At 34.2% G+C, this 11,412-nt stretch carries 18 protein-coding genes and 2 pseudogenes; 18 read left to right on the top strand and 2 right to left on the bottom strand.

What is annotated here, in order from left to right; translation table 11 throughout:
* Positions 1-519 precede the first annotated feature (519 nt).
* The 9 genes from H3T84_RS06635 (at position 520) to H3T84_RS06595 (ending at position 6,648) form a co-directional block, all read left to right on the top strand.
* Positions 520-1,179 carry a VENN motif pre-toxin domain-containing protein gene (locus tag H3T84_RS06635; protein ID WP_198218600.1) on the top strand — a complete coding sequence of 220 codons (660 nt, stop codon included), beginning with the start codon at positions 520-522 and terminating at the stop codon, positions 1,177-1,179.
* 57 nt (positions 1,180-1,236) lie between these two features.
* Positions 1,237-1,791, top strand: coding sequence for a DUF6883 domain-containing protein (locus H3T84_RS06630; RefSeq protein ID WP_025331491.1), 555 nt, complete (start codon positions 1,237-1,239; stop codon positions 1,789-1,791).
* Between the two features lie 7 nt (positions 1,792-1,798).
* Positions 1,799-1,996, top strand: a complete 198-nt coding sequence (locus tag H3T84_RS06625; protein WP_025331490.1) for a DUF4926 domain-containing protein — start codon at positions 1,799-1,801, stop codon at positions 1,994-1,996.
* A gap of 28 nt (positions 1,997-2,024) precedes the next feature.
* Complete coding sequence (locus H3T84_RS06620) at positions 2,025-2,186, top strand: hypothetical protein (protein ID WP_171991469.1); 162 nt, start codon at positions 2,025-2,027, stop codon at positions 2,184-2,186.
* A 464-nt stretch (positions 2,187-2,650) separates the two neighbouring features.
* Complete coding sequence (locus H3T84_RS06615) at positions 2,651-3,148, top strand: hypothetical protein (RefSeq protein ID WP_198218599.1); 498 nt, start codon at positions 2,651-2,653, stop codon at positions 3,146-3,148.
* A 205-nt stretch (positions 3,149-3,353) separates the two neighbouring features.
* Entirely contained in the window at positions 3,354-4,937 is a 1,584-nt protein-coding gene (locus tag H3T84_RS06610; RefSeq protein ID WP_198218598.1) for a VENN motif pre-toxin domain-containing protein, read from the top strand.
* On the top strand, positions 4,938-5,228 hold the full coding sequence (locus H3T84_RS06605; protein ID WP_025331481.1) for a hypothetical protein: 291 nt from the start codon (positions 4,938-4,940) through the stop codon (positions 5,226-5,228).
* A 502-nt stretch (positions 5,229-5,730) separates the two neighbouring features.
* Positions 5,731-6,153, top strand: a complete 423-nt coding sequence (locus H3T84_RS06600; protein ID WP_198218597.1) for a hypothetical protein — start codon at positions 5,731-5,733, stop codon at positions 6,151-6,153.
* 12 nt (positions 6,154-6,165) lie between these two features.
* Positions 6,166-6,648, top strand: a complete 483-nt coding sequence (locus H3T84_RS06595) for a hypothetical protein (RefSeq protein WP_034884800.1) — start codon at positions 6,166-6,168, stop codon at positions 6,646-6,648.
* Positions 6,649-6,692: 44 nt separating this feature from the next.
* Here H3T84_RS06595 and H3T84_RS12440 read toward each other — a convergent pair.
* Positions 6,693-6,845 (bottom strand): annotated as a pseudogene (locus H3T84_RS12440) (SymE family type I addiction module toxin); the annotation flags it as partial.
* A 251-nt stretch (positions 6,846-7,096) separates the two neighbouring features.
* Here H3T84_RS12440 and H3T84_RS06585 point away from each other — a divergent pair.
* The 4 genes from H3T84_RS06585 (at position 7,097) to H3T84_RS06570 (ending at position 8,593) form a co-directional block, all read left to right on the top strand.
* Entirely contained in the window at positions 7,097-7,396 is a 300-nt protein-coding gene (locus H3T84_RS06585) for a colicin D domain-containing protein (protein WP_198218622.1), read from the top strand.
* Positions 7,393-7,659: a colicin immunity domain-containing protein gene (locus H3T84_RS06580; protein ID WP_025331477.1), complete on the top strand. Its 267-nt coding sequence runs from the start codon at positions 7,393-7,395 to the stop codon at positions 7,657-7,659. Before H3T84_RS06585 ends, H3T84_RS06580 begins: the two co-directional genes overlap by 4 nt.
* Positions 7,660-7,859: 200 nt before the next feature.
* A complete protein-coding gene (locus tag H3T84_RS06575; protein ID WP_198218596.1) occupies positions 7,860-8,096 on the top strand; it encodes a hypothetical protein in 237 nt (78 codons plus the stop codon).
* 59 nt (positions 8,097-8,155) lie between these two features.
* Positions 8,156-8,593, top strand: coding sequence for a hypothetical protein (locus tag H3T84_RS06570; RefSeq protein ID WP_198218595.1), 438 nt, complete (start codon positions 8,156-8,158; stop codon positions 8,591-8,593).
* A gap of 44 nt (positions 8,594-8,637) precedes the next feature.
* Here H3T84_RS06570 and H3T84_RS06565 read toward each other — a convergent pair whose 3' ends face one another.
* A complete protein-coding gene (locus tag H3T84_RS06565) occupies positions 8,638-8,829 on the bottom strand; it encodes an RNA 2'-phosphotransferase (protein ID WP_198218621.1) in 192 nt (63 codons plus the stop codon).
* Positions 8,830-8,859: 30 nt separating this feature from the next.
* Here H3T84_RS06565 and H3T84_RS06560 point away from each other — a divergent pair, with 30 nt between their 5' ends.
* The 5 genes and pseudogenes from H3T84_RS06560 to H3T84_RS12435 all read left to right on the top strand — a co-directional run bounded on the left by H3T84_RS06560 (position 8,860) and on the right by H3T84_RS12435 (position 11,324).
* Positions 8,860-9,297, top strand: a complete 438-nt coding sequence (locus H3T84_RS06560) for a hypothetical protein (RefSeq protein WP_198218594.1) — start codon at positions 8,860-8,862, stop codon at positions 9,295-9,297.
* A 178-nt stretch (positions 9,298-9,475) separates the two neighbouring features.
* Complete coding sequence (locus tag H3T84_RS06555) at positions 9,476-9,736, top strand: hypothetical protein (protein WP_198218593.1); 261 nt, start codon at positions 9,476-9,478, stop codon at positions 9,734-9,736.
* Between the two features lie 234 nt (positions 9,737-9,970).
* The gene (locus H3T84_RS06550) at positions 9,971-10,249 is read left to right on the top strand and encodes a hypothetical protein (protein ID WP_198218592.1); all 279 of its coding nucleotides are present in this window, start codon (positions 9,971-9,973) and stop codon (positions 10,247-10,249) included.
* A 274-nt stretch (positions 10,250-10,523) separates the two neighbouring features.
* Positions 10,524-10,814, top strand: a complete 291-nt coding sequence (locus H3T84_RS06545) for a hypothetical protein (RefSeq protein ID WP_198218591.1) — start codon at positions 10,524-10,526, stop codon at positions 10,812-10,814.
* A pseudogene (locus H3T84_RS12435) lies at positions 10,804-11,324 on the top strand (O-acetyl-ADP-ribose deacetylase). Before H3T84_RS06545 ends, H3T84_RS12435 begins: the two are co-directional and overlap by 11 nt.
* The last annotated feature ends 88 nt before the right edge of the window (positions 11,325-11,412 follow it).

Here is an 11,412-nt window from a genome sequence, read left to right as displayed (position 1 = left end):
CGGTTTATTTTATAATAGAAATAAACTTTGGGAAAAAAGTAAAAGTGAGGGTAGCGGGTACTTGTTGGAAATTTATATAAAATAAGGTAATAAATGCATTGATATTATTGATAAAACCAATAACAATTTCATGTGATATTATCATGATAAATATTAGTATAAATTGGTAAGAAGAATATTATGCAGATCAGAACCGCCAGAAATAAAAGAGCTGAGAAAGCAAAATATAAAATATTGTATAGATTTAGCAAATAAGCCGGAAAACCGGGTTGCAAGAGTCGGTTATCCAAATGAAGTATGGAATCAATCTATGTATTTTAAGTGTATGAGAGACAGAGGGACACCAGTATATGGTTTTGAATCTGAGAATTGAATCTGGGGTGGAATGCAGAAAAAAACGTGATGAAGAGCGAAAGGTAAAAGAGTCATGTAAGTATTGCTAGCCTGATATATTAGCCCTGTGTTTAATTTGATAATAGTAATATTAGAAAATTGAACACAGGGCTGTATTGATATCTGGTGGCTTTATATGAAATTGGTCAATCTTTTAAAGATAAAATTACAGAAAACAGTACTGCGCATCTTGTAGCACATGCAATATTAAGAGCAGTGGGCGGCAGTATGGCTGATGTAGCACAGGGGAATCAGGCCGGGCATACGGCGGTTGATAATAATGCGCTTCGTAACAGTAAGGGGGAATGTAAACTTAACACTCAGGGAAAAATATTAAATGAAAAACTGAAAAAAGCAGGTGTACGAAGTGCGGATGATTATCAAAGAAAATATGATGCATGCAAAACAGATCAGTGCAGGATTCAGGTTGAAAAAGAATATTTAAAGGCCTCTGATGAAGCAAATAAAATTATATTGAATTTGTATATGACAGGACAAATAACAGAAGAAGAATCCAAAATATTATTGACAAGCTATGCTAATAAAATGATGAGGGGGGCTGGAGAAAGTCAGCGTAGGTTTGGTTCACGCATATTTAATTTAAATGCAAATGAATGGATACCAGCGAGCGTAATCGGCAATGCAGATTTCAACCAAATTACAATGTTAAATCTAGTCAAAAAAATGAAACGCTCTGGAGCTTCTGACGAACAGATAGCCTTAAGGGTATTTCAATATGAAATTGATGGGAGCTACAAAGGATCAGTTAATATAATGCAACAGTAAGTTGATACATTACTCAACTCAGGAGTTAGTGTTGAAACAGTTATACGTGCACTGAGCATGAAAAAAGGAAGGAGACTAACCAATGACGAAATAGGTTTGATAAAAAATAGATATTCTGTAATGATGCAAAAGCAGGGTTCTAAAGCAAAAGCCGGAAAGGGGACGAGTGCTGTAGATGATGTTGCTACAATAACCTCTAAAGATAAACTTTCAGGACCAACAGCGAATTGGAACAATTACACCCATGCAGAGGCTGTAATTAAAACAGGAAACTCTGGGAAGCTAGCAAATGCAGATAAAGCAGTAATTGATCCGAATAAAGTTACTTCTTATGCATTAAATACCGAGCATCCCGTAGGGGGAAACAAAGCAAAAGTTTTTGAGTCAGCTTTAGGATATAACCAATCAAACGCAAATGATCTAATATCAAAAATACAATCGGGAGCAAAAACAAATACAGCCATTCTAGGTAAAGCAGATAATCATGGTCAAAGAATTACTATTGATATGCCAATTACTGGACCGAATGGGAAAACAGCAACTGTTCGAACTGGTTGGATATATGATCCTGGATCATCAACACCTAGATTAACAACACTCTATGTAAAGTGAAGATATTATGAAATATTCCCTTTTTGATACAGTAAGTTTAACTGAAGATATTCCTGAGTATAATCTGAAATCAGGAATGATAGGTGCAATTATAGATGTTTATACTAAACCCGATGAATCATATGAAGTCGAGTTCTGTGATGAGAACGGTAGAACAATAGAGATACTAGCCTTATCACCAGATAAATTATCCAAGGTAAGCTAAAGCAATCCCCACCTAACCCGTGGGGATTTTGTTTTACCTCTTAGCTCAGCCCCTCAATCCTGATAATCAACAGCCTCGGCTGTACATCAATGATGACTGGCTGACTGGTGGTAAAGCAGGAAAGGGAATGAATGGTAATTCTCTGGAATGGAATTCTTGGCAAAACTACATAAGAATGATTCCTACCTAACTATTAGAGATTCTAATTATTATCTTTTAGACTTATATAACAAGTTGAATAAATAATTTACCCTACTTTATTGTTATGGTTATGAGCATACCAGCATAAAATCTGAGCTCCTCCAATCAATGACCATTCATGGTCAGTTGAATTGGAGGGCTAGGTCTGACCAGACTAGGTGTATATAACAAATGGTATAAAGTTATTTGGTTATAGGAAAAGTTGCTACTACACGACCTATAAACAATTAATTGCCAAAAATAAAAGGTAAAATAGGTTCTGGATTTACCTTTTGTTTTGGAAGTGTTAAGCAGCAGCAATTATGATAGAAAAATTAGAAGAATTAAATAAGCTCTTTAAATGTAAATAACAGAGTATTAGAACAAGTATAATAAAAAGCTATTTGTACTTGTTCTGTTATGTTTGTTTTTATTATATATTTTAAATTAACTACGTCTGCTGAAAGTTTATAAATGAGTAATATCAATATACTATGGAAAGGATATAAGAAAAGGATTATATATATTATCTTTATATTATGTAGCTTTTCAATTTTTGGGTATATAAAATGGATGGGGAATGGAAAATCTAGATATGAAATAGATAATAATGAAAAAGAATCAATAATAATTAAACAATTACCAGATATTCTTAAGCCATATTCATTTAATAAAGAACAAGTAATGATAACTAAAAATGGTTCAACAACGACAATTTATGTGATATTTAAACTAAAGTATGATGATTTTGAAAATAGAAAAAAAATTTCTAATACTGTTGATAAGAATAGTGCAAAACTAGGTTTTGAACATAACTGTCGCGGAGAAGAGATGATTATTACTTCTAATTTGGATGATTATTATGATTATGAAAAAGATCCAACAGTAACTGAAATACCGCTTCAAAGATATGCTGTTATATGGCAGTATCCTAGTTATGCATGTATTTATCAAAATCAAAAGCATCAGTAATACTCAAAAAAAATAAATATTTATTGAATAATGTAATTAATCGTATTGATTAAAGTATGGGATTTTAAAACCTAGCATCCATACTGATATCAGCAGCGAAGATTATGCTGATAAGGCCGGATATCTGCATAATAACTTTGATAAAGATAAGGTACAGAAAGAGCTGGATTTACAGCGTGAAATCAGTCAGGAATTCAGCGATAACATGCAGACAGCCTCTGCCATAATAAACAGTAAAAAAGATGCCCCCAAAGAAAAACTGAAAAATACAGCACTGAGTCCGGAAGAACGTGAAAAATATGAAAAAGAACTGTCGCAGTGGAATGCAGGCGGATTACTGTTAAATGTGATAGGAGCAGGTCTGTCCGCACCGACTAACAGCATAGGAGGGATAGTGGCAGCCACAGCCAGCCCGATAGTTTCATATCAGATAGGGCAGTACTTTAAAGGAAAAGATGCAGAAGGCAGCACTGCGCATCTGGTGGCGCACGCAGTAGTAGGAGCAGCAGTAGCGGCAGCAGGAGGAAATAATGCACTGGCTGGCGGACTGGCTGCGGCAGGAACAGAAGCTCTGGCGCCGGTAGTATCGAAATGGCTGTATGGCAAGGAATCAAAAGATTTAACTGCAGATGAAAAAGCCACGGTTTCATCAATCATAGGGTTGGCTGGAGCAGCAACAGGAGCGGCAGTAGGCGGCAGCATGGCTGATGTGGCACAGGGGAATCAGGCCGGGCATACGGCGGTTGATAATAATGCACTTCGTAACAGTAAGGGGGAAAGTAAACTTAACACTCAGGAAAAAATATTAAATGAAAAACTGAAAAAAGCAGGTGTACAAAGTGCGGATGATTATCAAAGAAAATATGATGCATGCAAAACAGATCAGTGCAGGATTCAGGTTGAAAAAGAATATTTAAAGGTCTCTGATGAAGCAAATAAAATCATATTGAATTTGTATATGACAGGACAAATAACAGAAGAAGAATCCAAAATATTATTGACAAGCTATGCTAATAAAATGATGAGGGGGGCTGGAGAAAGTCAGCGTAGGTTTGGTTCACGCATATTTGATTTAAATGCAAATGAATGGATACCAGCGAGCGTAATCGGCAATGCAGATTTCAACCAAATTACAATGTTAAATCTAGTCAAAAAAATGAAACGCTCTGGAGCTTCTGACGAACAGATAGCCATAAGAGTATTCCAATATCAAATTGCTGGGAGCTACATAGGGTCAGTTAGTATAATGCAACAGCAAGTTGATACATTACTCAACTCAGGAGTTAGTGTTGAAACAGTTATACGTGCACTGAGCATGAAAAAAGGAAGGAGACTAACCAATGACGAAATAGGTTTGATAAAAAATAGATATTCTGTAATGATGCAAAAGCAGGGTTCTAAAGCAAAAGCTGGAAAGGGGACGGTAAATCAACAATATCTGGAAGAAATGTCTAAGAATGGCGTTAAATTCTCACCTGAAAATATTTTGAAAGTTGAAAAATTAGCTGATGGTAAAATAGTTTTTCTTGAGACAGGTAATTCATCGGCAGGGCTCCAACATATTGTAGAACGTCATGCCAGTGATTTTGCAAAAATAGGGGTTTCAGAATCACAAATACCTAATGTAGTTATAGACACTGTATCCAAAGGAAAGATTATTGGTTATCAAGGAAAAGGAACAGGACGACCAATTTATGAAATTACGATTAATGGACAAAAACAAAGAATAGCTGTTACAACTGGAAGTAATGGTTTTATTGTTGGAGCAAATCCTGCGGGGAGTAAGTAAATGAAGAAAATAAAATTAATGGCTGATTATGAATGTTATCCATTGTGGATTGATTCGGATAATGAAGTTGGAAATATTGATCCTGATTCCTTACTAATCAGTGATTCTCTCAAAAATGAGTTAAATAAGTGGTCAGATGACTATGATAAAACGTTGAATTCAGATAACCCGTTAGAATCTGGATTTAAAACTATTAATGAAGAAATAGCCTTTAAAGAAAAAGGGAAATGTTTACAAGAAAAATTACAAATAGAATTAGGTAATAATTACGACGTAATATATCAATCCTAGCAACTAGATCCCTTTACATTACTGGGATCTAATATTTTCCTAGAATGTACAAGAAATAAACATGAGTTTCAGTTTCAAAACTGGGTGTGTAGCTTATCTGGGTTACTGAGGAAGATATAAGAAAATAATATGTTATTAATGATATCCGTCATCTTTTTGCTAAGTATGATTTTTTTAATTAAAAATCCCATATTGAATCAGTTAGTAATTTGCTCTACATTAAACCTCTTGAACAAACCCATTCAGACGAAGGGCGATATATCTACTTCTGACGATGGTCTTACTCATGTGGGCAGAGAGTTAGCCGTAGCAGGAGACAAAATAATACGTATGGGTGACAGTAGTTATAATTTCCACCATAAGATATGTTTGTCTCAATACATCAACCATCAACAAAGTGGTCAGAGTATCACCGCATAGGTCAGATTAACCAGTTTTCAGGAAATCGAATGCTGGAAAGGGAACGGCGGGACCTACACAGGTTGCAAGGGAAGGGATTGGAGTGCCAGTAACTCAATCTAAAAATCCACTTAGTCCAGTACAACAATATGATGCTTATGGAAATGAAATTGTTTATAGAACTATGTCACCAGAACAGTTTAAGCAATTTGAGCGAACAGGTATAATGCCAGCAACGACTGAAACTTCTGTTTCACTAGTATTAAAATATTCATCAAAGTATAACGGCATTACGGTTAAAATAGTAGTTAAACCAGGGACGTTTTCTCAGCTTGAAAAAATTGGGATTTCAGCAAACAAACCAGCAAGTACACAATTCCCTAATATGTCTACTCAAACAAGAAAATGGATGAATACGAATACTCGATTCAAAGTGGAAGGAGGGCAAATGACAACCCAACTTGGGCAAGGTAAAGGCATAGAGATTTTTAATAAAAATATTGTCCATTTTGAAAAAGTAAAATAAAAGGTAAGAAATATGTTATTAAAGTTAGAAAATTCAAAAGTTCCTATGAAATTAGTTTATCTTTTATCTGAAGAGTTAAAAGATAATCCTGAGCAAATTGTAATGACACAGTCACTCACGCTCGATAAGTCGAGACCAAATATGGGTTTAAAAGGTACAAATGGCCTTTTTGGTTCTAAAGAATGGTGGAATAGTATTAAACAAGGAAAAATGCCTTTACTGCACGTGTCGGGAGTAATAACTAGAACCTATGTGGCAGGTCAAGATCCTTCTTCTGTAGATAATGCTTTTAGTTTACTATTAGATGATGGTTCCGAAGTTGAAGAAAGCATTTATAACTATATTAATTACAAGGATAAAAAGCTTTTTCAAAAAGGGGCTAAAGTTGAAATTATTTACGCATATGATGAACTGAAACGGCGAAATCATAATGGCGAAAAAGCTTACTTAGATATAGTATTAGAAATGGCTGTTTCATTAGAGCCCGTTGAATAAGTATCAATCACCACCTAATTTGTGTGAGGATCTTTTATTGTTTTTTAAAACTTGCTTGTTAGTTTAATAATAAGTTTATTTTGCTTAACTTTAATGATAACTGTACAACCAACATAAAAGCCTATCTGTTCCAACCATCTACCCTTAATGGCCAGTTGTGGTCTGGGGTTGCGATTTGCGCCTTGTGGCACATAACCGACGGTATAAAATCACTCAGTGGGTTGTAGTGCAGGTGCTTTTCCTGTGGTTAATTTTAGCTTAGAATGTGTCTTAGCCATAGTTAACTCCTCGATAGTTAGTTGTGGTTAGCAGTGTTAAGGTGTTCACCTTAATGCTGCGCTATTGTTTACTGCATTAGCTTTTACTTCTTCTTTAGCCGCCCTGTTTTAACCAATCAACTGCCGGAAAGGGAACGAGTGCAAATTCTCTTGCCGGTGAATTAACGGGAATAACGCAAAAGCAACTAGATAAGAAGTTTAAGCATGCGGCTGATTTTGGAATAACAACAACAAAGAAAAACCCGGAAACTCTTGGTCAATATGAAACTGCAATCAAAAATCATATGGGAGACTCGGCAACCAAACCCCAAGGTACTTATGGCTTTGTAAAAGACTCAAAAGTATTTTTTAACTCAAGTACTAATAATGCAGTTGTTCTTGATAGCTCTGGTAATTTTGTTACAGGATTTAAGCTTACGCCAGGAACCGCACAGTATGATAATTATATGAAAAATGGAGTATTACGATGAGCCTTATAGCATTAGAATTTGCTAAATCGTTTGTTAATGGAAGAATAACAGCTCAAGTTTTTGCTGAGGCTTACATTGAGCTCTATCGAATAGAGCGAGATAACGGTTTACTTCTCAAAGATGAAGACAGTGTTAGCGAATGTTTATCAACTATTTTTTGTCTAGCCGATCTTTATAATCCAGATTCTGATAAAGAAGAATATGAATTAAATGATAAACAACTTATTGAGCAAATTGAGCAAGAGTTGAAAAAACTAAATTAAAAAGCTCCCCCGCCTTAACCAGCGGGGAGCTTTTATTGCTTTTTAGACCTGCATCGCAAGTTCAATAATTAACTTATGCTGGAAAAGGAACGACCGTAATAAATCCTGATGAAATCAGATTTTCACAGAATACGGTTTCTTATAACAAAACTGAACGAGGAACTACTTTAAAATACACTTATGATGATCTTGTCTCTAGCATGAAAAAAGATGGTTGGAAGGGCGATCCTGTTGATGTCATAAAAATGCCAGATGGCAAATTAACAAGTATGGATAACACTCGAATTCTTGCCGCAAGAGAAGCAGGTATTAATGTTAAAGCAAAAGTTCATGATTTTAATGAAAAATTAACTCCGGAGATTAAAAAGGTTCGAGGTTGGGAAAAATATAATACATGGGGAGAAGCAATTAAAGGGCACATAAACAAACAATCTTGAGGCTTTGGAAAACAAAATCCAAATGGCTCGAATCAATCTCCAAAAATACAAGCTAAAAAATGATGTCTAATATATTTTTATATAATACCCCAATACTTCCTGATGGTTTTGTTTTTCCTCAAAGTTATATTGACACAGTAAAATCTAATAACATTATTGATTTAGAACCATGGGATTTTTTATGCAAAGATATCGGAAAATCTTTAAGTTATTATGGAGCACTACTCATTGAATATAGAGATCAACCTTTAATACCTTTTGCTATTGCTAGTGATGAATCAGGTTTTTTTAATGATGGATATGTTGTTTTAGCCTGTTTTGATGGAAGTGATAAAAGTGGGGATCCAAAAGTTTATTTTCATGATTATGGCTATAGTTATAGTGGTGAAGATCCGGTTAGGGGTAAACAATATTATTTAGAAAATTTTTCAGCATGGCTCGAATCAGCCAAAGAAGAGTCAGCACAATATAAAGCAGATACAGCTGAACCTGAATAAAGTTATTTAATTATTAAAAACTGAGATGGAACTTGTTTTGTTAATCAAACCCCATTATCAGATAAATAAAATTTAAAGCCTTGTTGAAAAATCAGTAAGGCTTTTACTTTAATTACAATAGGTTTACCATGTCGTTGTCTGACTGATATGGCAGTTTGTTCATCAACGGATAAATGAACATAATGACGATTACCTGAAATTAATCCTCGTTCTTTAATTGAATCGATAAATCGAATAACACTGCCATATCACGCAGATGCCGATTCATGAAATTCATAGCAAATGCTATTTTGAATTTGAAGGAAAGAAATATTATGCAGATCCGAACCGCTAAAATTGGCTTACTTATTCTGACAAGTATCGGAATATTTCTGAATGGCTGTAGCATATCCGACTGGTACAATGGCTATTATGCTGAAAGATCAGCAATTTCCCAATCACAAAGGGATGAAAATAATTATTACAATTCAGAATCGCCAGAAATGCAAAAGTTGAGAAAGCAGAATCAAACATATTGTTTAGATTTAGCACATAAGCCAGAAAACCGGGTTGCAAGAGATGGTTATCCAAATGGAGTATGGAATCAAGGTATGTTTGAAAATTGTATGGAAGACAGAGGAACACCAACATATGAAACCTGGGCGGGAATGCAGAAAAAAAAACGTGATGAAGAGCAAAGAGCAAAAGGTAAAAGAGTCATGTAAGTGTTACTAGCCTGATATATTAGCCCTGTGCTTAATTTGATAATAGTAATATTAAAAGATTGAATACAGGGCTGTATCAATATCTAAAAGATGATTTTTGCATACTAGTTCAACTGAAATAAAAGAAACTTGTCTATTCTGGTAAGGCCAACGAAACCTCAGGAAGGAGTGCATTATCATGAAACACCGCATTAAAATTATATTTTTGTTAAATGTGTGTTTGTGCTTGGAGGGTTGTATGGAGGCAGCTATAAGATTCTGGAATGGTCCGGGCTGGTCATCACCAGCAAGAGAGAAAGCTGATCAGGAATGTTTTGATGAGCTTCAATTAACTGTACCTAAGCCAAATGCCCCCCGGGGTTCTGAAGCGAGGACTGAATGGCTTATTAACGTTTATACACCTGCATCAATAGAATGTATGAAGAGAAAAGGTTTTTAAAAATTGTTGAGTATCATATTAGAATTAAGTTTCTGATAGATATGAATTTGTGCTTGGATAATTGAATGGACTCAGCTATAAGTTTCTAAAACGCCTCTAGCTGAATATTAGCAGCAATGATGAAGCTGAAAATAAGCGGTTGGCTAACGTTTATACACCTGCCTCAATAGCATGTATGAGAAGAAAGTATATTAGTCTCAGACAATTTTTAAATAGACAAAAATGGAGTATAAAGTGGCAAGTAATATTAAGAAATTTAGCTTAGTTGGATTTATTATATTGTGTATATTATGTGGATGTAGTACAGATGCTTCACGATTTGAGAAACTGCTAGCATTAAACGGATATGAGGGTAGTCGGGTAGTAGTATATCCTTCTGGCTGGTATGCTGAGCCACCTGCACAATATTTGGTAGATGAACGTGGACATTATATTGATGCGAATGGAAATTATACTGATCATCCCGTAGAAAATCCCTATTACAGAGATTATATAAAACGTTTTAAGAAATAATAAATTTGTATAAGCATTAATTATAATAAATGACATTGTCATTATCGGTTTATTTTATAATAGAAATAAACTTTGGGAAAAAAGTAAAAGTGAGGGTAGCGGGTACTTGTTGGAAATTTATATAAAATAAAGTAATGAATGCATTGATATTATTGATAAAACCAATAACTATTTCGTTTGATATTATCAATGATAAATATTAGTATAAAAAGGAGGTTCATTAACACCGAATGTCATTAATATCAATATTCTTGATAAAAAATAAAGGATTAATATGATGGATATGCGCTATTTTAAAAATAATATTGCCCCTCAATTAAGTAACTATAAATTGACTTACAGCTCATATCCGAAGGGAGACTTTGGAAGTTTAGAAAGAGTTGTAATTGAAGGAAATGGAAAAATTGCAGGTATTGATATCTGGTCAAAAGGCTGGCTAGATATTGACATTTATGATCTACTTATTGATAAGCAAGTAATGAATGTACTTTTAGAACCAATCGAAATTCAAAAACAAGAAGATTCAATTAAGCAATTTTTGGAAATATTATTAAATGAAAAATAAAATAGAAATTATTCAGGGTGATATTACTAAAATTCCTGTTGATACGATTGTAAATGCAGCAAATAGTTCTTTATTAGGAGGAAGTGGTGTTGATGGTGCAATTCATCGTGCTGGAGGAAAAAAATTCTAGATGAATGTCAAAAAATACGAGCTAAGCAAGGAGGTTGTAAAGTGGGGGAAGCTGTAATTACTACTGCAGGTAATCTACCCGCTAAATATGTCATCCATACCGTAGGCCCTCGTTGGAATGATGGTAGTCATAAAGAAGTTGAATTATTAATAAATTGTTACATAAACTGTTTTAAACTTGCTTATGAAAATGGTGTCACAACCATTTCATTTCCTAATATAAGTACTGGTATTTATAAATTTCCAAAAGATAAAGCGGCAGAAATCGCCTTACAAACGATCAAAGCTAATCTATCTAATTACCCATGTATAGAAAAAGTAAATATTGTTTGTTATGAGGTTGAAAACTATGACATATACCGTTTTATTTTGATGAATTAATTAGCAAATTTATACATATTAATTAAAATACTTACTATTGTATTTTAAACATACAGAAAAATAACGATGATATAATTAGTGATACTTA

The sequence above is a fragment of the Snodgrassella sp. M0110 genome (genome assembly GCF_016101465.1).
Taxonomy (GTDB): Bacteria; Pseudomonadota; Gammaproteobacteria; order Burkholderiales; family Neisseriaceae; genus Snodgrassella; species Snodgrassella alvi.
This window is presented reverse-complemented; position numbering and strand designations above follow the sequence as displayed.